The organism is Myxococcus sp. MxC21-1, assembly GCF_032612255.1.
Taxonomy (GTDB): domain Bacteria; phylum Myxococcota; class Myxococcia; order Myxococcales; family Myxococcaceae; genus Myxococcus; species Myxococcus virescens.
Map to the genome: position 1 here is coordinate 4839077 of NZ_CP123278.1, position 19728 is coordinate 4858804.

Below are 19728 nucleotides of genomic sequence, written 5' to 3' on the forward strand. Positions count from 1 at the left end.
CTTCACGGCGGGCCGGAGCCGCCGCCTGGCCTCAGCCGCTCAGAACCACTTGGGCGACGGGCGACGCGGAGGAAGCGGGGAGGCCTCGGGGGCCTTCGCCGGAGCCTGCGCCACCGCGGGACGGCCGCCACCCGAACCCCTGGAACCGCCCTGGCCACCCCGGCTGGAGTTGCCACCGGAGCCCTGCGCCGAGCGGCCACCTTCGGGACGGCCCTGCCCACGGCCTCCGCCGCCAGCGCCACCACGGCCCCCCGGCGGCGGCGCGAAGCCCCGCGGAGTGCCCGCCGCCCCCACCGTTGCCCGCGGGACGCGGCGTGCCCTGAGGCCGCCCACCGTTGCCCGAAGGACGAGCCTCCGGCGCGGCGCCGGACGCATGACTCACGGGACGCGGCGCGGGCTGGCCCGAGCGGTACGGATGGTCCTCCACCACGGGCACGTTGCGGCGGATGGTGCGCTCGATGTCGCGCAGGTACGCGCGCTCCTCGGCGTCGCAGAACGACACAGCGGTGCCACTGGCCCCCGCGCGGCCGGTGCGGCCAATGCGGTGCACGTACTGCTCCGGCACGTTGGGCAGGTCGTAGTTGACGACGTAGCTCAGCCCGTCGATGTCGATGCCGCGCGCGGCGATGTCCGTCGCCACGAGCACGCGGAGCGTCCCGGAGCGGAACTCGTCGAGCGCGCGCTCACGGGCGTTCTGGCTCTTGTTGCCGTGGATGGCCGCCGAGCTGACGCCCGCGCCCTCCAGCTGCTTCGCCACCCGGTTCGCGCCGTGCTTGGTGCGGGTGAAGACGAGCGCGCGGCGGATGTCGCCTTCCTTCAGCAGGTGTGTCAGCAGCCCGCGCTTCTGCTCGCGCTCCACGAAGTACACCTGCTGGCTCACCGTCTCCGCGGTGCTGGACGCCGGCGTCACCTCCACGCGGATGGGGTCCGTGAGGATGCTGCGCGCCAGGTCCACGATGTCCGGGGGCAGCGTGGCGCTGAAGAACAGCGTCTGCCGCTTGGGCGGCAGCGCCTTGATGACGCGCCGCACGTCGTGGATGAAGCCCATGTCGAGCATGCGGTCCGCCTCGTCGAGCACGAACACCTCGAGCGAGCGCAGCGACACGAAGCCCTGCTCCATCAGGTCCAGCAGGCGGCCCGGCGTGGCCACCAGCACATCCACGCCACTGCGCAGCGTCTGGACCTGCGGATTCTGGCCCACGCCACCGAAGATGACGGCGTGACGCAGGGGAAGCCCCTTGCCGTAGGTCCCGAAGCTGTCGCCCACCTGCCCCGCCAGCTCGCGCGTGGGCGTCAGGACCAGGCAGCGCACCGGGCGCGCCCCGCCCGCGGGCGCCTTGGCGGACAGCCGCTGGAGGATGGGCAGCGCGAAGGCCGCCGTCTTGCCCGTGCCCGTCTGGGCCACGCCGAGCACATCCCGCCCCGCCAGCGCGTGGGGGATGGCCTTCTGCTGGATGGGCGTGGGGGTGGTGTAACCCTCCGCCTTGACGGCGCGCAGGAGGGTGTCGTGAAGCTGAAGTTCGTCGAAAGTCATGGGTTCCTGACGTTGAAGAGAGCCCGCCTCCTCCCCAGGGGAGGAAGCCCGCGCAGCGCGCCCAGTCGGACGCATGTCCGGGGCGCTGGCGGTGCGCGGTCGGGCCCGGCCGGCCGAACCGCTTTGGGAACGGATGGGAACAGGGGGTCTCCCCTACCCATTCCGGAGAATCGGCGCGGGACCCTGCACTTTCCCGTCCCGGAAGTCCCGTGAAATCAACGGCTTGCTTTCCGGTTTTGTGGCCCCTGATGGACATTTGTACAGGGTCCAGATCCTTCCAAGTCGAAAGACCCGGAATGCCCTACAGGCCCCGGGAGCCACTCCTGGCTCCCGGGGCCGCCCTTCACCTCAGGCGCGGGCCTCCGCCGCGGAAGAGGCCTGGAGTGCCTCTGGCACCGGCTCGTACGCGCCCAGACGCATGCTGGCCTGGGCCCGGCCCTGGGTGCGGCCTCGCAGCCCGGTGACGTAGCCGAAGAGGCTGGCCATGGGCACCCGCGCGGAGATGAGCCGCACCACGCCGCGCGCCTCCATGCCCAGCACCCGCCCCCGCCGCGCCGCCGGTCCCCCAACACCTCGCCGAGGTACTCCTCGGGCGTGGTGACCTCCACCTCCATCACCGGCTCCAACTGCTGCACGCCCGCCCTGTGCGCCGCCGCCTGGAGCGCCAGGGAGCCGGCCACGGCGAAGGCCTGGGGCGTGGAGTCACGCACGTGCGTGTCCCCATCCAAGAGCCGCACCTCCACGTCCACCAGCGGCACGCCGTCCCGCACGCCTCGGGCCATGGCCCCGGCCACGCCCTTCTCGATGGCGGGCACCAGTTCCTTGGGAATGGTGCCCCCGCGCGTGTCGTCCGTGAAGACGAGCCCCGCGCCACGCGGCGCCGGCCCCACGTCCAGCACCACGTACGCGTACTGTCCGGGCCCGCCCGACTGGCGGACGTGGCGGTACTCCTGACGCACCTGGCGCCGGAGCGTGTCGCGCCAGGCCACCTTGGGCTGGCCCACGCGGGCCTCCACGCCGTGCTCTGTCCTCAAGCGGTCCACCACCACCTCCAGGTGCAGCTCACCCATGCCGGACAGCAGCACCGGCCGCTCTCCGGGTCCACGCCCACACGCAGTGACGGGTCCTCCGCCGCCAGCCGGTGAAGGCCGTCCTCCAGCTTCGTCAACTCCGCGGGCGAGCGCGCCTCCACGGCGAGCTGCACCACGGGCTCCATGACGCCCAGCGACTCCAGCACCACGGGCTCCGCCGGGTCGCACAACGTGTCGCCCGTGCGCACGCCCTTCAGGCCCAGCGCCGCGCAGATGTCTCCCGCATGGACCTCCGCCACTTCTTCGCGGCGGTTGGCATGCATGAACATCAAGCGCCCCACCCGCTCACGCCGCCCGGTGGCGGGGTTGAGCAGGACGGTGCCCGCGCGCAGCGTGCCCGAATAGACGCGGAGGAACACGATGCCGCCCACGGCCTTGTCGCTCATGAGCTTGAAGGCCAGGGCGCAAGGCGGCCCCGAATCGGATACGGGCCGGGACACACGCGCCTCCTTGCCCGGAACAAAGCCCTGCACGGCGGGCATGTCCGACGGCGCGGGAAGGTAGTTGACGATGGCGTCCAGCAACATCTGCACTCCCTTCTTCTTGAAGGCCGACCCGCACAGCACCGGCACCAGCGTCCGCGCGAGCGTGCCCGAGCGCAGCGCGCGCTCCAGGTCCTCCGCGGTGATGTCCTCCAACCGCCCGTCCACGAACTTCTCCAGCACGGTGGCGTCCTCGTCCGCGCATGCCTCGATGAGCCGCAGTCGCTGCGCCTCCACCTCCGCGCGCACCGCCTCCGGCACGGCCTGTCCGTCGACGAAGCTTCCGTCCTCCCCGTCGAACATCACGGCCCGCATGCGCACCAGGTCCACCAGCCCGCGGAACGCCGAGCCCTCGCCCAGGGGCCACTGCACGGCCACCGGCCGCGCGCCCAGCCGCGCCTGGATGGACGCGACGCTCATGGCGAAGTCCGCGCCCACCTTGTCCATCTTGTTGATGAAGGCGATGCGCGGCACGTTGTACCGGTCCGCCTGCCGCCACACCGCCTCCGACTGGGGCTCCACGCCCTGGCTCGCGTCGAAGACGGCGACCGCGCCGTCCAGCACGCGCAGCGAGCGCTCCACTTCGATGGTGAAGTCCACGTGCCCTGGGGTGTCCAGGACGTTGATGCGGTGGGGCACACCCGCGCCCATCCCCTGCCGGGGTTGCCAGAACGCGGTGGTGGCCGCGGAGGTGATGGTGATGCCGCGCTGCCGCTCCTGCGGCAGCCAGTCCATCTCCGTGGCTCCGTCGTGCACCTCTCCCACGGAGTGGATGCGACCGGTGAAGAAGAGGACGCGCTCGGTGAGCGTCGTCTTCCCCGCGTCGATGTGCGCCATGATGCCGATGTTGCGGTACCGCTCGATGCGTGTGTGGCGAGACATGAAGGACTCCCGTTCCCGTCGAGCAGCGAGGCCCGCGGGTTGAATTGAGGCGCTGGTTGAGATGAAGGGATGACGCCGCGAACGCCTCAGCGGCACGCACGCGCGACTCGCCGGAGGGGCACGTCAGGCCCGATCAGGGACGCGTGAGGGCACACGAGGACGCGGCAAGAGAGAGGGCGGAGCCGGGGCTCACGGCACACGGGAACCAGCCAACCCGCGCGCCGGAGACACCGGTCCGCCAACTCAAATGTCGAGCAGAACCTCGTGACGGGGGGCGAGGCACACGTCCGCCGCCGGCGCGAACGTGCGCGCACACAGCAGGGCGTTGAAGAAGACGGGCCTCATGATGCGTTTGAATTAAAGCACAGACGCCGTGTTGTCAATCCGGGCGCGGGTGCGAATACGCGAGCCCGGAATGACAGACATGCGTGCCGTCAGGTGCTGAGCGCCCGCACGCGCGCCGCGAGGTTGTGCGTGAAGAGGCGGAAGATGCGCAGCGCCGCCGCGTCATGCGTGTCCAGGTAGTGCTGGAAACCCGCGCGGGTGACGCGCAGGGCGCGGACCGCCGTGCGCGCGCGGACCTGGGCGGACACCGGGGCATCCTGCACCAGGGAGATTTCTCCCAGGTAGGCGCCAGGCCCCAGCGTGTTGAGCCGGCGCGCGTCCGTCTCCGGCCCGCTGAACACGTCCACCTCGCCCTCCAGGAGCACGAAGAGGCCGCTGCCCGGCGAGCCCTTCTCCAGCAGCACCGCGCCCGCCGGGATGAGCACCTGCCGCGCCACGCGGTACAGGTCCTTCATGTCCTCGAGCGACAGCTCTCCGAAGATGGGGATGGCCTTCAGGTAGTGGTAGCCATTGGACTCCGGCGCCGCCGCGTTCGAGGGCAGACGCGCGATGACGGCCTCGGCCTCCGCGTCCATGCCCAGGCGGCGCAGCAGCCGGGCCTTCTCCGCCGCCAGCGCCGGGTCTCCCCGCGCCGACTCCGTGCCGCGCACCGTGTCGGCCAGGAGCGCCAGCGCACGCCGAGTGAAGCCCTCGCCATCCAGCAGCTTGCACATGCGCAGCACGGACTCCAGGTGACGCGGGTCACCGGAGGGAACGCTCGCGAGCGCTTCCACCTCCGCGTGCGGCTGGCCCAGCTCGCGGTAGAGCTGCGCCGCCTCGTACGGACGCCCCAGACGCACCAGGCAGTGCGCCATGGCCTCACGCGCGCCCAGGCCGCGGTAGGCCTCCAGCGCGCGCTCCATGGCGCCGCCCCGCTCGAAAGCGGCCGCGGCGCGCTCCACCTCACCCGCGCGCAGGTACGCCTCCGCCGCGTCCACGTAACGCCCGCCCTGGACGTACAGCTCCGCCACCAGGGCCGCGGCGCCGCAGCCATCCAGCAGGCGCGCCGCGCCCGAGAAGTCGCGGGCCTGGCGCAGGACTTCCGCCAGACGCTGGCGCTCCGCCACCGCGGCCTGCGCGGCCTCCTTCTGGAGCCGCTCGCGTTGGGAGCTCCCCAGTTCCTCGTAGAGCTGCGCCGCCACCTCGGACGACGGCTGCGTGAGCAGCCCGTGGAACGCTCCCTCCCCCGGGACTGCTGCTCGGGGGCCCTCCAAACTCATCTCCGCCTCGGACCGCGACATCGCTCGCCTCCCCCATTCCGGGTCACCACGAACCTCCAGGCCGGTCCACACCGACCCGGACTTCCCGGAAGACAAGGAAATCCTATAGCACGTCGACGAGCGGAGTTCCTCGCCTCCGTCAGCGGACGGACACGAGCTCGGTGTCGAAGATGAGGACCGTGTACGGCGGAATCCGGCTGCCCGAGCCGGTGGCGCCATAACCCAGGGACGACGGGATGATGAGGCGGCGACGGCCCCCCACGCGCATGCCGGCGATGCCTTCATCCCAGCCCGCGATGACCTGACCCGTGCCCAGGGTGAAGCCGATGGCGGGCCCATTGCCGGTGGCGTCGAAGCTGCGGCCGTCCGGCAGGTAGCCCGTGTAGCGCACCTGCACGCGATTGCCCGCCTGGGCCTGCGCGCCATCCTCCACGACGAAGGTGTCCTGGATGTAGAGCCCGCTTTCCAGGCGGGTCATCTCGGCCAGGTCCACATTGAGCGACTCCGCGTACGTCACCTTGGTCGGGTCTCCCGAGTCGGGGTTGACGCTTTCGTCGTCGCCACAGCCGAGCAGCGAGACAGCCAGGAGCATGGGAACCAGCAGGGAGCGGAGCATGACGACCTCGAAGGGGTGCGTGAACCGGGTATCGGCCTCGCGGGATGGCGAAGCCTGCCCCGGCGCGGCGGCGTGGGAAAGGGGCCAGGGGTGTGCCCATGCCGCCTTCCCGCCTGCCCCCCTGGAATCCTGGAGCGCGGCGAGAACGCATTCGTTATGCAGGATTCCCGATGCCACGCTGGGTCAGCCTGCTCCTCTTCTTCGTTCCCGTGCTCGCCGTCCTGACGGTGGGCCATGTCTATCTCTACCGCCGGCTCGTCCGTGACGTGACGAAGCGCAAGTGGCTGCGGCGCACCGCCCAGGGTCTGTTCGCCGTGGGCTTCGTCGGAGCCCTGAGCGCGCGGGCCATTGGCTCCGTGCTGCCCTCCGAGGGCGCCCGGCGCCTGGGCATCGTCTTCCTCCTGTGGATTGGCCTGGTCCTCTACCTGCTCATGTTCACCCTGGCGGTGGACCTGGTACGGGCCCTGGCCGCGTGGGGTGAGCGCCGCAAGGCACGCACGGAGACGACGGCCCCCACCGCGCCCGCGTCGCCGGAGCGCCGGGCGCTGCTGGGTCAGGGGCTCGCGGTGGGCGCGGGGCTCGCGGGCGTGGCGATGAGTTCCTACGGCGGCTGGCGCGCGTACCACCCACCCGATGTGCGAGACATCCCCGTGCGGCTGCCCCACCTGCCGCGCGAGCTGGAAGGCCTCACGCTGGTGCAGCTCACCGACATCCACATCGGCGGGGTGATTCAGCGCCGCTTCATGGATGAGCTGGTGTCCCGCACCAACGCACTCAAGCCGGACGTCATCGCCATCACCGGGGACCTGGTGGACGGCTCCGTGAATGCGCTGGGGGGCTTCGCCGCCAGCCTGGGGAAGCTGAGCGCGCGGTACGGCACCTGGTTCGTGACCGGCAACCACGACTATTACTCGGGCGCCGATTCGTGGGTCGCCTTCCTGGAGGGGCTGGGCATCCACACGCTGCGCAACCGCTCCGTGTCCATTGGCGACGGCGCGGCCTCCTTCCAACTGGCGGGTGTGGACGACTGGAGCGCGCACCGCATGGGCGAGCGCGGCTATGACCTGGACGCGGCGCTGCGCGACGTGCGGCCCGACCGCGCCTCCGTGCTGCTGGCGCACCAGCCATCCAACTTCGACGAGGTGGCCCGGCGCGGCGTGGGGCTCCAAGTCTCAGGGCACACGCACGGCGGACAGATGTTCCCGGGCAACCTGATGGGCGACCTCATCTGGGGAGACCGCAACGCGGGCCTGAGCCGCACGGGCGACTCGCTCATCTACGTCAGCCGGGGTTGTGGCTTCGTGGGTCCCCCCATGCGCGTGGGCGCGCCCCCGGAGATTGCCCGACTGGTGCTGCTGCCCGCGTAGTCCCCTCGGGCCGCGTCAGCCCAGCGACATGTCCAGCACCAGCGCGAGCACGAAGCCCCACATGAGGCCGGTGGTGGCCTCGCGCTCGAAGCCGCCGCGGTGGCTCTCCGGGATCATCTCGTGGCTGATGACATAGAGCATCGCCCCGCCCGCGAAGGCCAGCCCCCACGGCAGCAGCGCGGAGCTGAGTGACAGGGCCAGGAGGCCGAACAGCGCTCCGACCGGCTCCACCAGGCCGGTGAGCAGCGCCAGGAACGCGGCGCGCGACGCGGACGCCCCCGTGGCCCGCAGCGCCAGCGCCACCACCAGGCCTTCGGGAATGTTCTGCGCGCCGATTCCCAGCGCCACCGACAGACCCAGCTCCGGCTGCGGCGCGGCGAAGGACACGCCCACCGCCAGGCCTTCCGGGAAGTTGTGCAGCGTCATGGCCAGCACGAACAGCAGCGCGCTGTTCCACTTCGTGCCGCCATGGCCCTCGTGGCCCTTGAGCGCGTGTTCGTGCGGCATCAGGTCGTGCCACACGCGCAGGAACAGCCCACCCAGCAACACCCCCGCCGCCACGCGCAGTGCCGCCGAAGGCCCGTCATGGCCCTGCCCTTTCACCAACTCCATCGAGGGGATGACCAGCGAGAAGGACGTGGCCGCCAGCATCACGCCCGCGCTGAAGCCCAACATCCGGTCCTGGGCCTTCCGGCTGAGCTCCGAGGTGACGAGCACGGGCAGCGCGCCCAGTCCCGTCGCCGTGCCCGCCAGCAGGCTTGCCACCAACCCCGCCCCCATGCCTTCGATGCTCCAATGGTCCACGCGTCCGAGGTGCCTCCGCGCCCAACACTAACGGCCTCGCCCTCCAGGGCAGGACGGGATGTTGCTGGCGTTCGCAACCCCGTGACTTTCCAGAGCTTTCCCCACCGAACCTTGAGAATCGCGACCGCCGGAAACACTTTCGCGGGTGGCCCGTAGAGGAGTCGGGTGATGCGGAGCCAAACGGACGAAGCACTCATGGAACGGTTTCGCGACGGAGCACAGGACGCCTTCGAGGACCTCTTCGCGCGGCACGCGCCGCGGGTCCAAGGCTTCCTGGCCCGGATGGTGCGCAATGGCGCGCTCGCGGAAGATTTGCTGCAGGCCACCTTCTTGTCCGTCATCCGCTCGCGGGGCCGCTACGAGCCCGGCACCCGCTTCACCCCCTGGCTGATGACCATTGCCGCGAACGCCGCGCGCGACGCGCTGAGGCATCAGCGGCACGTAGACGCCTATGCATCCCAGGAGGACACCGCGACGCCCCCATCCCCGGCGCCGGATGACAGCGACCCGTCGCTGCGCAGGCACCTGCTGGACGCCTTGCAACAACTCCACCCGGACCACCGTGAAGCCGTGGTGCTCAGCAAGGTGGAGGGCTGGTCCTTCGAGGAGATTGGCGCGCTGCGGGGTATCAGCCCTGGCGCCGCGCGGCTGCGGGCGCACCGGGGCTACGAGAAGCTGCGCGAACTGCTGGGCGAGCTGGAGCTGGAGGTGGCGCGATGAAGCCACCGATGGACCTGGACCAGTTGCTCACCCAGACGCCCGCGAAGGACAACGCCGCGCTGGAGCGCGTGCTCGCCGCGGCCCGAGGCGAACTGGCGCTTCGCCGTCCGGTGCGGCGCTGGCGCACGCAGGCCGTCTGGTTGATGGCGGCATCGGCGGGACTGGGCCTGCTGGCGGCCGGGGTGATGCTCGCGGTGGGCGCGGTCACTGGCCCCCTGCTCCTGGCACGCGCGCCCCTGTTGGCCATGCTGGTGGGAACCAGCGCGGTGTGCGCCTGGGGCGCGCTGTCTCCCAAGGGCCGCTGGATGCGCCGGCTGGGCGTGGGGCTGGCGGTGGTCAGCGCGGCGGCCCTGGTGCTCGCCCGGGGCACGCCGCACAGTCACCCATCACTCCCGGGCTGGGTCTGCACCGTCAGTCACCTGGCCATTGGCGTGGTGCCGCTGGTGGTGGCGCTGTTCGCGCTGCGCGGGGCCTTCTTCCAGCCGCTGCGCGCCGTGGTGGCGGGCCTGTCGGTAGGTTCGACGGGCGCGCTGCTCGGAGAGCTCGCCTGTGAGCAGGACTGGCGGCACGTCCTCTCCCATCACCTGCCCGCATGGGTCGTCATCACCGTCGTGCTGGTGGTCATCTCGAAGTCGCTCAAGCCCCGTTCCTACGCGCCATGATCCAGGACCCCTCACTCATCATCTGTCATGACGTGGACGGCGCACCGGTGCGCATTGGCGCGAAGGTGAAGGTCGTGCCGCACTCCGAGGACGGCACCATCAGCCAGCGCTTCCTGGGCCAGACGGGAATCGTCGTGGGGCTGGTGTTCGACGACCCGGCCACGCAGTACCCCGATGACCCGCTCATCCAGGTGCTCGTCGAAGGGCTGGGCGAAGACCTCTTCTTCCCGGAGGAGCTGGAGCTGGCCCCGGAGTGGGCCCGCAACCGGATTGCCCAGCACCGTCAAGCCGTGCGGGCCGGCGGCCGGAGTTCGCAGGAGCGCGTGCCCTGACGTGGCGGGCCCCGTGTCAGCGCATACCCGACTGCGCTCGCGCGAACGCCACCGCCTGAGAAATCGCCTTGGAGCTGGGAAAGAGGCTCCGCGCCCGTTCCTCCACCTCCAGCGCCGCCTCCAGTTGTCCCTGCGCGCCCAGCGCGTGAATCCACCCCGCCCACGCTTCCTCCAGCAAGGCCATCGCGGCGCTGGCCGCGGAGGAGAAGGCGCGCTCCGCCTCATCCGGCGCCTGTCGCACCGAGACGAGGAAGTGTCCCAGCGCCAGCAGGGGCTCCGGGGCCCCCGCGGAGACGTCCGACGCGGAGCGGAGCACCTGCTCGGCCTCGGGCACCGCGGCCTCCGGGTCCGCCGCGTCGTGCCGGCCGGCCAGCAACGTGCGGCTCAACGACAGGAGATTGGGAACGAACGCGGGACAGCTCTGCGCCAGCGTGCGGTACGCCTCGAGCCGGTGACCGCCCTCCAGCGGCTCCGCGTTCGCCAGCTTCCACTTCCTGCGCAGCTCCTGGGGGGACACGTGCTCGGACATGTCCGCACCCTACGCCTCCGCCGCGCCGGAGTGGGAGCCGGCAACGCGCCTCAGTAGGACGCGGTGATGCCCCAGTGGAGGCTGGAGTACGTCTCAGCCGCCACGCCGCCCTCATCCCAGCCCAGCTTCGTGCCGGCGCCGGAGAACGTGTCCTGGAAGCGGGACAGGCGGAAGCGGACCGAGTAACCGAAGGGCCCCCAGATGTCGCCCCCGACGCCCAGCTCCGCCTCCCAGCCGAAGCTGGACACCGACGTGCCGTAGTCGCTGACCTCCGCGTCCAGCGCCGCGCTGCCGGCGCCCAGGCCCTTGCCCGGCTTCGGGCTCAGGAAGAACTGCCCCGCGCCCTCCAGCCGGACCCAGCGCAGCAGCGGCACCGACACCTCCAACCCCACGGCGGGGAACAAGCGGTGCGTCCCGGTGAGCGGGCTGTTGGAGGACGCGTCCACGTCGAAGGCGCGGGTGAGGAGGCCCGCGCGCAGCCCCGCATGGCCCAGCGGCGCGTTCGCCTCCCCCATGCCGAAGAAGTAGCGGTACAGCGCCTGCGCGGTGAGCACCGAGTCGGTGGCCACCGCCTCGCGCGTGGTCGACCGGCCGGCGTCACTCTCCAGCGTCACGTTGGTGGAGGAATACCCACGCCGGTAACCCAGCGACAGGCCCAGGCCGCGCAGCAGGGATTCGCTGTTCGCCAGCGGCAGCAGCTCCAGCTCGGCGGCGATGCCCAGGTACGGCACCGACGACGCATAGCTCACCGTGTCCCCCAGGCGCTCGTTCGCCGGGAGCCGGTCATATTCGCCACAGGACTTCACGCCGGGCCGCGCGCAGGCGTTGCGCCACGTCGTCGTGCCCCCCAACGTCAGCCGCGCCAGGGGCGGGTGCGCCGGCGCGTCTCCCACCGTGCCGCCAGAGCCCGTATCCAGCGCCACCTCCAGGAAAGGGGCCTGCCGCTGCCGCGCATCTCCCTCCGCCTCCAGCACCACGACGCTCGGCTTCGCCGGTCCCGAGTCCTTCCGCTTCGCCTCGGCGGCCAGGGCCTGCGGCGAGGCCAGCGCCACCACCAGGGCACAGCACAGCCCCCAGCGAACCATCGAGTGTCGGGCGGTCGTCATTCCCCAGGGAGGTTCACCCACCCCGTCGGGGAAGTCCAGGCTCGGCGGTTCTCTCGCCGCTCAGGCGTTGAGCGTCGCGGCGGGTCCCATCGCCGACGCCGTGGGAGACATGCGGGAGGAGGCGGGCTCGGACATGGGAGGCGCCGACGTGTTCTCGTCATGGGCCGACAGGTGCTCGGCGCGGCCGATGCCCAGGAAGTCCCGGCGGTAGATGCGCACCATGGCCATGAAGATGGAGGCGATGAGCGGCCCCACCAGCAGGCCCATCATCCCGAACACGGCCAGCCCGCCGAACATGGATAGGAAGACGAGCAGCGGGTGCAGCGCCATGCGCGAGCCACAGAGCCGGGGCCGGATGACGTTGTCGATGCTGCCCACCAGGAAGGCGCCCCAGGCCAGGAGGAACACGCCCTCGCTCACCTGGTTGGCGGCGATGAGCACCACCCCAATGGGCCCCCACACCAGGGCCGTGCCGCCCACGGGCACCAGCGCCACCAGCACCATGGCCGCGCCCCACACGCCGGCATGCGGCACCCCCGCGATGAGCAGCCCGACGAAGCCCACGGCGCCCTGGATGAGCGCGGTGACGGTGTTGCCATAGATGATGGCGTAGGCAACGTCGGTGAACTCGCGCGCGAAGGCCTCGAAGTAGCGCCTGTCCAGCGGGATGAGCCGCATGACCTCGGCCACCAGCCGGCGCCCGTCGAGGAAGAAGTAGTACATGGCCACGGACATCAGGAACAGGTTGATGACCAGGTCTGTGCCCGCCGCCGCCACGTCGCGCAGCAACGACGCGCCGCCCGTCATCGCGGCCAGGAGCGCCCGCTCCGTCTCCGCGCTGTCCACGTCCAGCCGGAGATAGCGCTCCAAGCCCAGCGGCAGGCTGGCGAGGAACGGGTGACGCAGGTGTTGCTGCTCCAACAGGACCTGCACCTGGCCCACGAGCTGGAACACCTCGCGCGCCACCATCCACCCGACCAGCGCCAGCGGCGCCAGGATGAGGACGAACACAGTGACGGTGGACACCCCGGCGCTGAGAGACTTGCGGCCCCCCAGCTTCTGGCACAGGGAGTCCTGCACCGGCATGAACAGCACCACCAGGAAGCCGCCCAGCAACACCGGCATCAGGAACGGCAGCAGAATCCTGGAGAAGAGAATCAGCGCCAGGGCAAAGAGCCCGGCGAATACGAAATTGGACCACCGCCTCGAGTCAGCCACCGCCCCACCCCACCCCGCCCTGCGAGCCCACCGAACGCCGCCCTTGCCCAACGTAGGAACCGGCCGTCCCACCGGGAAGTCCGGCTTCCGTCTCAAGGAGAACCAAGTCATGACTTCTGGACGTTTCGCCCCCTTCTTCGCCGGGTTGCTCCTGCTCACCACCGCGGGCTGTGGCGGAGAAGCCCCCCGCTGCACGGAATGCCCCGCGGTCGAAGGCCGCTACCGGCTGCAATTCGACACGAGCGGGGGCGTGCCTCCGGAGTGCGCGCTCCTGGGGGTGGAGGTTCCCACGGGTGAAGTCCTGGACATCGCCCGCTCGGGCGAAAACCTCACCAGCCGGCTGGCGGGCGTCCCCGTCCGGGGCACCATCACCTCCCAGGGGACCTTCGTGATGACGGGAACGGGAGTGCCCTCGGCGAACCGGACAGACACCCTGACGCTCACCGGCACCTACCTGGCGCCGCTGGCGGATGGCGGGACGGCGTCCATCAACGGCGTCCTCACGGGCAGCTACGCGCGCGCGTCCGACACGGGGGGACAGCGCTGCAACGTCAGCAGTCCGTTCTCGGCGACCCGGGACTGAGCCACGGGCCGCACGAGCGCGGTCGGAACGATTACTTCTTCTTCGACTCGGCGGCGGCCTTGGCCTCGGCCTTGTTCTTCTTGGCCCGCTTCTTCCAGGCCTGCTTGATCTTCATCTGCACGCGACGGTGCTTGCTCTTGCTGCGGGCCATCTTTGACTCCTGTGCTCCGTACGGAGACGTGAAAAGAGGGGCTTAACTATCAGAACCCGGCGGGCTCCCGGAAGAGGAACCCTCGGGCCCCCCCGGCTCGCCGGTGTCGTCCGGTGCCGGACGGGTGGGAAACGGGATTCCCTCGGCGCTCCGGACCTGGGTCGGCCGGGCGGTGGACACCTTCACGTCCCCCTCCCGGTCCTCGTTGCTGGGCCGCTCCTTGGCCGCCGGGGCGCTCGACTGCTGGGGGCGCTTCTTCACAGACGCGAAAATCGGCTTGTACGCGTCCAGGAAGCGCCGGACCTCGTCCAGGGGGAGCGCCGGGCAGTGGTTTCCGTTGGCGCCCGTCATGGACGTGGCCATGCACATGGCGTTGAGGATGGCCTCCTCGGTGGCCTCCATGACCGCCTCGTAGAGGGGGTCCAGGCGCTGATCCAGGAGGAGCTTCAGCTTGTAGACCATCTTCTGCGTGCGCCGGGGGATGATGTTCGCCGTGGAGAAGCCGACGACAATCTCCCCTGAGCCGTGCGCCGCGTAGCTGCCCACGCGGCCAATGCCCAGCGCCACGCGCTTGCAGAGGCGGTTGATTTGATGGCTCAGCAACGGCGCGTCCGTGGCCACCACCGCGATGATGGAGCCGTACGTCTGGCCGCGCTTGGGCGTGCCCTTGAACTTCTCCGCCAGCACCTCGCCCACGGGCAGGCCGCCCACCCGCAGGTTGTGCATCTTCCCGAAGTTGGACATCACCAGCACACCCAGCGTGTAGCCGCCCAGCACCTCCGGCAGCTTGCGGGACGACGTGCCGATGCCGCCCTTGAAGTCGCACGTCACCATGCCGGTGCCGCCGCCCACGTTCCCCTCGGCCACGGGGCCGGTGGACGCGTTGTTGATGGCCTCGAAGACATGCTCCTCGCGCACGTGGCGCCCGGAAATGTCGTTGAGCCAGGAATCGTCACACTCCCCCACCACGGGGATGATGACATCGTGCTCGTCACCGATGCCGGGGTAGCGGTCCACCAGGTAACGCGCCACGCCGTCCGACACCGCGCCCACCGCCATGGTGTTGGTGAGGAGGATGGGCGTCTCGATGAGGCCCCACTCCATGAGCTGCGTCATGCCGGCGACCTCGCCCGCGCCGTTGAGCACGAAGCCGCCCCCCGTCATGCGCTCCATGAAGATGTTCCCCTCGTTGGGGAGGATGGCGGTGACCCCCGTGCGCACCGGACCGTGCCCGGGACGAAGCGGGCCCTCGCCACGTATCAACGTGCTGTGCCCGACGAGCACCCCCTCCACGTCGGTGATGGCGTTGAACTTGCCGGGCTTGAAGCGCCCCAGCGGCAGGCCCAGCTCACGGGCCCGGACGCGTGGCCCAGTCTCCTCGGGGATGTGCACCATAGAGGGGGGACACTAACCGACGACTCCCCACAGTCAACCACTCCAGCCGGCCCCGCCCGCCCCCTCGAAGAGGAGGCACGGGACGGGGCGGTCGGGACGTCGCGTGGGACTCAGGCCTTCGCGTCCACGCGCGGCGACGGCTCCGGCGCTGGGTTCGCCGGTGCGGGGGCCGTCGCGGCCACGGGGTGCGCGGCGGCGGGAGTCCCCTCCTCCAGGGGCACGCTCTTGCGCAACACCGAAGCAGGGTGCTCGCTGGCGGCGCGGCGCGCCTCGCGCTCCTTGTAGCGGCGGATGGCGGGGGCCATGATTTCGCCAATGAGCCCCCGGTAGTCCATGCCGGCGCCCTGGGCGATGAGCACCAGGTCGCTCCAGCCCGGCGTCAGGCCCGGCAGCGGGTTGCACTCGATGAAGTAGATGCGCCCCTTGTCATCCATGCGGAAGTCGATGCGCGCGACGTCGCGGCATCCCAGCGCCATGAACGAGTTGCGCGCCGCCGTGCGCAGCCGCTCCAGCAGCGCGGGCTCCAGCTTCGCCGGCGCGTCGTAGCGGATGCGGTCCGTCCAATCCAGCTTGTGCTGGAAGCTGTAGACGGGGTTCTTCTCCTCCCGGTCCAGGAAGACGATCTCCATGGGCGGCAGGACGCGGGGACGCCGCTCGCCCAGCAGGCCCACGGTGAACTCCCGGCCGCGGATGTACTCCTCGATGAGCGCGGGCTGCTGGTACTTGCCGGCAATCTCGCGCACCACCTCGCGCAGCTCCGCCTCGCTGTGGCAGACGCTCTTGGTGACGACGCCCTTGGAGCTGCCCTCCGCCACCGGCTTCACGATGAGCGGGAAGCTGGTGAACTCCTTGTTGAGGCGCTCCTTGCCCGTCGCCATGAGCTGGAAGTTGGGCGTGAGGATGCCTGCCTGCCGGACAATCTTCTTCGCCAGGCCCTTGTCCAGGGCGATGGACAGCGTGGCCGGGTCCGAGCCCGTGTACGGGATGTCCAGCAGCTCCAGCAGCGCCGGGACCTGGCTCTCCCGGTTGCGGCCCTTGAAGCCCTCCGCGATGTTGAACACCACGTCCAGCGGCGTGCTCGACAGCACCGAGGGAAGCTCGGCCGTGGCCTCCAGGTCGATGACCTCGTGGCCCCACGACGCAATCGCCTCGCGGATGGCCTGGAGCGTGTTCGGCGAGTCGTACTCGGCCTCGCTGTCCTCCACCGTCTCCGCCGTGGCCGTGGGCTTCACGCGCTTCACGTTGAAGCTGAAGCCCACGCGCAGCGGACCGCTCTTGCGCGCCGGCTTGCCCTGGCGACGCGACGAGTCCTTGATTTTGTACCGCTTCGCCGCGCTGGTGATGATGGAGTTGATGACCCCATCCAGGTGCAGGCCGTCCAGCTCCGCCGCCGCGTAGATGCCCGCGCCCGGCTCCAGGCTGGGGAGCGCGTTGATCTCCAGGAAGTACGGCACGCCCGCGTCACTGAGGCGCACGTCGATGCGGCCCAGGTCACGGCAGTCGAGCGCCCGGTACACCTTCTGCGCCATCCGCCGGACGTCCTCCGCCGTGCGAGGCGGAATCTGCGCCGGGGCGCGCACGCTGACCGTGCCCTCCCGCGACGTCTTCAGCGCGTAGTCGTAGATGGCGTACTTGCGGCCCTGCGTGACGGCCGGGTCGATGACGTACTCCACCGGGGAGAGCACGCCGTCGTAGTCATTGTCCACCGACTCCAGGAACGGCACGGCGAGGTCGCGGCCGGAGATGTACTCCTCCACCAGCACGCCGGACGGGTACTTCTCCAGCGCGGCGGCCACCTTGACGCGGACCTCGTCCAGCGTCTCCGCGATGGAGTCCTGGCTGATGCCCTTGGACGAGCCCTCGAAGTTGGGCTTCACGATGACGGGGAAGCGCAGGTTCTCCGCGGACAGCTCGCTGAGCTTCTCCACGTACTGCCAGCCGGGCGTGCGGATGCCCTGCTTGGACAGCACCAGCTTGGTGAGCTGCTTGTCGAGCGTCACCGCCAGCGCGTACGCGTCCGAGCCCGTGTACGGGAAGCCCAGCTCGTCGAAGAGGGCCGGATAGAAGGCCTCGCGGAAGCGGCCGCGGCGGCCCTCGGCGGTGTTGAAGATGAGGTCCGGGCTGTAGGCCTCCAGCCGCGCCACGGTGCGCGAGGCCGGGCCGCTCACCTCGAAGCGCTCCAGCCGGTGGCCGATGCGCTCGATGGCCGCCGCGAGCGCGTTGACCGTCTCCTGCGTGTCGAACTCCGCCTCTTCTTCCAAATCAGACAGCCTGAGGTTGTGGGTCAGCGCGATGCGCATGGGTACCCCCTTCGCTTCCTGAACGACGAGCGTCCACGGCGCACCTTCGCCGCGGACATGAGCCTGCCGGAGGCGCGCTCATGCGCGACCGGCGTGCGAGCTGCAACGGTTACGCCCGCGACGACCTTCCCGTCGACCACCTGCGTCTGCGCCCAGGTGTCGCCCAGCCGCCAGCCCAGCGGATCCCTCAGCACGAACCACGCTTCCACGCTGCCGATGACGATGAGCCCCGCGGCCGCGGCCACCGTCCCATGCGGCGCGGGCATCATTCCCAACAGCACGATGAGCGCCAGCGGCGCGTTGCGCAGGGTGCTGTCGCGGTGCCGCGCCGCCGAGCGCGTGGGCAGATGCATCACCTTCACGCCGAAGATGCGCTTGCCCACGCTCTGGCCCTGGAGCATCCCGTCCGCCAGCAGCAGGAACAGCAGCGCCACCACCGCGCCCGCCGCCCCTCCCACGACGTACAGGCCCCACGCCACCGACACGTCCACCGCCCGCGCGCCGCCGCGCAGCCAGAGCGAGGCCTTGGGATAGGGCGAATCGGGTTGCGCGTCTCCGGACACCAACCGCAAGGCGCGGCCACCGCCTTGCCGGCTTGCCGCCATGAACACGCGGCTTCGCGGGGTGCTCACTCCTCCGGCTCCAGCGTGAGTCCTTCCTCGCGCGGCTCGGGCTCATCCAGCCCCGCCAGACGCGCCAGCCGTTCGTGGGCGCTCAAAGGAGAAATCATGGGCGCGGCCCACTCGACGTGCTCGCGCGTGTACTCAGCCGCGAGCGCCGCGGTGGGGCTGCCCGTCTCCGACATCCGCATCAGCCGCCCGCGCGCCGCGTCTTCATCATGCCTGGCGGGGCTGCCCTGGCGCGTGAAGAGGACGAAGGCCATGGCCGGGCGCTTGGAGGACTCGCGCATCGCGAACTGGATGCCGTCGAGGTTCCAGCCCTGGGCCGCCCACTCGTTGAGGGTGCGCTCCAGGGAGCCCTCGTCCACCGTGGACAGCTCGACCACTTTGTACTGCAAGGGTGCTGAGGGGGTGACACGGGCCGCGCGACCGGCGCCGGACCGCTTCTTCGCGGTGGGCCGGCGTTGGGGCGGGGGCTTCTGGGACTTTCGTCCAGGCCGCTTTTTGGTTGGCATCGTGCGACGCACATTTGGACGCAACGCGCGCGGCGGATCAAGACTCAACCCGCCGCGGGTCCGCCCGGCTGTTGCCTACAGGAGCTTCGCCGCCTCCAGGGCGTGGTAGGTGATGATGAGGTCGGAGCCGGCGCGCTTCATGGACGTGAGCGTCTCCAGCATCACCCGCTCGTAGTCGATCCACCCGTTCTGCCCGGCGGCCTTGAGCATCGAGTACTCGCCGGAGACGTTGTAGGAGACGACGGGCAGCTCCCAGCGCTCGCGCACGGCGCGGATGACGTCCAGGTAGGCCAGCGCGGGCTTGACCATGATCATGTCCGCGCCCTCCTCCACGTCCAGGGCCACTTCCTTGAGGGCCTCGCGGAAGTTGCCGGGGTCCATCTGGTAGCCCCGGCGGTCACCGGAGGTGGGCGTGTTCTGGGCGGCCTCGCGGAACGGCCCGTAGTAGCCGGACGCGAACTTGGCCGAGTACGCCATGATGGGCAGCTCGCCGAAGCCCGTCTCGTCCAGGGCGGCGCGGATGGCGGCCACGCGGCCATCCATCATGTCCGACGGAGCGATGATGTCCGCGCCCGCCTTGGCGCAGCTCACGGACATCTTCGCCAGCAGCGGCAGCGTGGCGTCATTGACGACGTGGCCGCCTTCCAGCACACCGCAGTGGCCGTGGTCGGTGAACTCGCACAGGCAGACGTCGACGATGACCTGGAGGTCCGGCTCCGCCGCCTTGATCTCCTGGATGGCGCGCTGGACGATGCCGTCGTCGGCGTAGGCCTGGGTGCCGCGGGCGTCCTTGTGGTTGGGGATGCCGAACAGGAGGACGGCCGGCACGCCCAGCTTCCGGGCATGCCTGGCCTCGGCGACGACGTGCTCCAGCGACAGGTTGAAGATCCCCGGCATGGAGACGATGGGACGGCGCACGTCCCGGCCTTCCACGACGAAGAGGGGGTAGATGAAGTCGCCCGGGTCGAGGCGCGTCTCGCGCACCATGTCACGCAGGACGGCGTTGCGGCGCAGGCGGCGGGGTCGGTGGATGGGGTAGGCCATGGCGGTCGCCGGTATAAACCGGCGGCGCCGCGCCTTCATCGTTTTGGGCCCCCAGCCCGCCTGCTCAGCCTGCGACGAGCCTCCAGCTCTTCTGATGGTTCCGAGCCTCCCGTGCGTGCCGCAGGGCGCGGCGCTCGGCGATGTCCGCTTCGTGCAGGGCGCGGGCGTAGCGC

Annotated in this window: 18 protein-coding genes and 1 pseudogene; 5 read left to right on the plus strand and 14 right to left on the minus strand. The window is 70.6% G+C overall.

Annotated elements, in window-relative coordinates; all coding sequences use genetic code 11:
• Positions 1–31: 31 nt before the first annotated feature.
• From QEG98_RS21560 to QEG98_RS21575, 4 genes and pseudogenes are all read right to left on the minus strand, one after another.
• Positions 32–1534, minus strand: coding sequence for a DEAD/DEAH box helicase (locus QEG98_RS21560; RefSeq protein WP_316562645.1), 1503 nt, complete (start codon positions 1532–1534; stop codon positions 32–34).
• Positions 1535–1882: 348 nt separating this feature from the next.
• A pseudogene (gene fusA, locus QEG98_RS21565) lies at positions 1883–3989 on the minus strand (elongation factor G).
• 434 nt (positions 3990–4423) lie between these two features.
• Positions 4424–5614, minus strand: coding sequence for a cyclic nucleotide-binding domain-containing protein (locus QEG98_RS21570; protein ID WP_090490538.1), 1191 nt, complete (start codon positions 5612–5614; stop codon positions 4424–4426).
• Between the two features lie 118 nt (positions 5615–5732).
• Complete coding sequence (locus QEG98_RS21575; protein WP_316562646.1) at positions 5733–6209, minus strand: FKBP-type peptidyl-prolyl cis-trans isomerase; 477 nt, start codon at positions 6207–6209, stop codon at positions 5733–5735.
• A 170-nt stretch (positions 6210–6379) separates the two neighbouring features.
• Here QEG98_RS21575 and QEG98_RS21580 point away from each other — a divergent pair, with 170 nt between their 5' ends.
• Complete coding sequence (locus QEG98_RS21580) at positions 6380–7576, plus strand: metallophosphoesterase (protein ID WP_316562647.1); 1197 nt, start codon at positions 6380–6382, stop codon at positions 7574–7576.
• A 15-nt stretch (positions 7577–7591) separates the two neighbouring features.
• Here the strand turns inward: QEG98_RS21580 and QEG98_RS21585 are convergent, their stop codons facing one another.
• Positions 7592–8356, minus strand: coding sequence for a ZIP family metal transporter (locus QEG98_RS21585; protein ID WP_316567935.1), 765 nt, complete (start codon positions 8354–8356; stop codon positions 7592–7594).
• A 192-nt stretch (positions 8357–8548) separates the two neighbouring features.
• Here QEG98_RS21585 and QEG98_RS21590 point away from each other — a divergent pair, with 192 nt between their 5' ends.
• The 3 genes from QEG98_RS21590 to QEG98_RS21600 are packed head-to-tail and all read left to right on the plus strand — an operon-like array spanning position 8549 to position 10094.
• Positions 8549–9100: an RNA polymerase sigma factor gene (locus QEG98_RS21590; RefSeq protein WP_316562648.1), complete on the plus strand. Its 552-nt coding sequence runs from the start codon at positions 8549–8551 to the stop codon at positions 9098–9100.
• Complete coding sequence (locus tag QEG98_RS21595; RefSeq protein WP_316562649.1) at positions 9097–9762, plus strand: DUF1109 domain-containing protein; 666 nt, start codon at positions 9097–9099, stop codon at positions 9760–9762. Before QEG98_RS21590 ends, QEG98_RS21595 begins: the two co-directional genes overlap by 4 nt.
• Positions 9759–10094, plus strand: a complete 336-nt coding sequence (locus QEG98_RS21600) for a Carotenogenesis protein CarS (RefSeq protein ID WP_090490543.1) — start codon at positions 9759–9761, stop codon at positions 10092–10094. The genes QEG98_RS21595 and QEG98_RS21600 overlap by 4 nt, the downstream gene beginning before the upstream one ends.
• Before the next feature lie 16 nt (positions 10095–10110).
• Here QEG98_RS21600 and QEG98_RS21605 read toward each other — a convergent pair whose 3' ends face one another.
• Genes QEG98_RS21605 through QEG98_RS21615 form a run of 3 tightly spaced genes read right to left on the minus strand, consistent with a single transcriptional unit; the run spans position 10111 to position 12947 of the window.
• Complete coding sequence (locus tag QEG98_RS21605; RefSeq protein ID WP_316562650.1) at positions 10111–10623, minus strand: hypothetical protein; 513 nt, start codon at positions 10621–10623, stop codon at positions 10111–10113.
• Between the two features lie 50 nt (positions 10624–10673).
• Complete coding sequence (locus QEG98_RS21610; RefSeq protein WP_316562651.1) at positions 10674–11729, minus strand: hypothetical protein; 1056 nt, start codon at positions 11727–11729, stop codon at positions 10674–10676.
• Between the two features lie 60 nt (positions 11730–11789).
• The gene (locus QEG98_RS21615; RefSeq protein WP_316567936.1) at positions 11790–12947 is read right to left on the minus strand and encodes an AI-2E family transporter; all 1158 of its coding nucleotides are present in this window, start codon (positions 12945–12947) and stop codon (positions 11790–11792) included.
• Between the two features lie 109 nt (positions 12948–13056).
• Between QEG98_RS21615 and QEG98_RS21620 the strand changes: the two genes are divergently transcribed.
• Complete coding sequence (locus QEG98_RS21620) at positions 13057–13530, plus strand: hypothetical protein (RefSeq protein ID WP_090490547.1); 474 nt, start codon at positions 13057–13059, stop codon at positions 13528–13530.
• 31 nt (positions 13531–13561) lie between these two features.
• On the opposite strand, the gene QEG98_RS21625 is transcribed toward QEG98_RS21620, so the two are convergent.
• The 6 genes from QEG98_RS21625 to hemB all read right to left on the minus strand — a co-directional run bounded on the left by QEG98_RS21625 (position 13562) and on the right by hemB (position 19594).
• Positions 13562–13681: a hypothetical protein gene (locus tag QEG98_RS21625; RefSeq protein WP_002636551.1), complete on the minus strand. Its 120-nt coding sequence runs from the start codon at positions 13679–13681 to the stop codon at positions 13562–13564.
• A 42-nt stretch (positions 13682–13723) separates the two neighbouring features.
• Positions 13724–15076, minus strand: a complete 1353-nt coding sequence (locus QEG98_RS21630) for a P1 family peptidase (RefSeq protein WP_090490548.1) — start codon at positions 15074–15076, stop codon at positions 13724–13726.
• Positions 15077–15186: 110 nt separating this feature from the next.
• Positions 15187–17376 carry an ATP-grasp domain-containing protein gene (locus QEG98_RS21635; RefSeq protein ID WP_316562652.1) on the minus strand — a complete coding sequence of 730 codons (2190 nt, stop codon included), beginning with the start codon at positions 17374–17376 and terminating at the stop codon, positions 15187–15189.
• On the minus strand, positions 17361–18008 hold the full coding sequence (locus QEG98_RS21640; RefSeq protein WP_316562653.1) for an RDD family protein: 648 nt from the start codon (positions 18006–18008) through the stop codon (positions 17361–17363). The genes QEG98_RS21635 and QEG98_RS21640 overlap by 16 nt, the downstream gene beginning before the upstream one ends.
• Positions 18005–18394 carry a hypothetical protein gene (locus QEG98_RS21645; RefSeq protein WP_228558335.1) on the minus strand — a complete coding sequence of 130 codons (390 nt, stop codon included), beginning with the start codon at positions 18392–18394 and terminating at the stop codon, positions 18005–18007. The genes QEG98_RS21640 and QEG98_RS21645 overlap by 4 nt, the downstream gene beginning before the upstream one ends.
• A 192-nt stretch (positions 18395–18586) precedes the next feature.
• On the minus strand, positions 18587–19594 hold the full coding sequence (gene hemB / locus QEG98_RS21650) for a porphobilinogen synthase (RefSeq protein WP_090490551.1): 1008 nt from the start codon (positions 19592–19594) through the stop codon (positions 18587–18589).
• Positions 19595–19728 lie beyond the last annotated feature (134 nt).

Excerpts from the sequence above, each read along its gene's own strand:
- QEG98_RS21560 (WP_316562645.1), bottom strand. The coding sequence starts at position 1,534 with ATGACTTTCGACGAACTTCAGCTTCACGACACCCTCCTGCGCGCCGTC.
- QEG98_RS21570 (WP_090490538.1), bottom strand. The coding sequence starts at position 5,614 with ATGTCGCGGTCCGAGGCGGAGATGAGTTTGGAGGGCCCCCGAGCAGCA.
- QEG98_RS21575 (WP_316562646.1), bottom strand. The coding sequence starts at position 6,209 with ATGCTCCGCTCCCTGCTGGTTCCCATGCTCCTGGCTGTCTCGCTGCTC.
- QEG98_RS21580 (WP_316562647.1), top strand. The coding sequence starts at position 6,380 with ATGCCACGCTGGGTCAGCCTGCTCCTCTTCTTCGTTCCCGTGCTCGCC.
- QEG98_RS21585 (WP_316567935.1), bottom strand. The coding sequence starts at position 8,356 with ATGGGGGCGGGGTTGGTGGCAAGCCTGCTGGCGGGCACGGCGACGGGA.
- QEG98_RS21590 (WP_316562648.1), top strand. The coding sequence starts at position 8,549 with ATGCGGAGCCAAACGGACGAAGCACTCATGGAACGGTTTCGCGACGGA.
- QEG98_RS21595 (WP_316562649.1), top strand. The coding sequence starts at position 9,097 with ATGAAGCCACCGATGGACCTGGACCAGTTGCTCACCCAGACGCCCGCG.
- QEG98_RS21600 (WP_090490543.1), top strand. The coding sequence starts at position 9,759 with ATGATCCAGGACCCCTCACTCATCATCTGTCATGACGTGGACGGCGCA.
- QEG98_RS21605 (WP_316562650.1), bottom strand. The coding sequence starts at position 10,623 with ATGTCCGAGCACGTGTCCCCCCAGGAGCTGCGCAGGAAGTGGAAGCTG.
- QEG98_RS21610 (WP_316562651.1), bottom strand. The coding sequence starts at position 11,729 with ATGACGACCGCCCGACACTCGATGGTTCGCTGGGGGCTGTGCTGTGCC.
- QEG98_RS21620 (WP_090490547.1), top strand. The coding sequence starts at position 13,057 with ATGACTTCTGGACGTTTCGCCCCCTTCTTCGCCGGGTTGCTCCTGCTC.
- QEG98_RS21625 (WP_002636551.1), bottom strand. The coding sequence starts at position 13,681 with ATGGCCCGCAGCAAGAGCAAGCACCGTCGCGTGCAGATGAAGATCAAG.
- QEG98_RS21630 (WP_090490548.1), bottom strand. The coding sequence starts at position 15,076 with ATGGTGCACATCCCCGAGGAGACTGGGCCACGCGTCCGGGCCCGTGAG.
- QEG98_RS21635 (WP_316562652.1), bottom strand. The coding sequence starts at position 17,376 with ATGCGCATCGCGCTGACCCACAACCTCAGGCTGTCTGATTTGGAAGAA.
- hemB (WP_090490551.1), bottom strand. The coding sequence starts at position 19,594 with ATGAAGGCGCGGCGCCGCCGGTTTATACCGGCGACCGCCATGGCCTAC.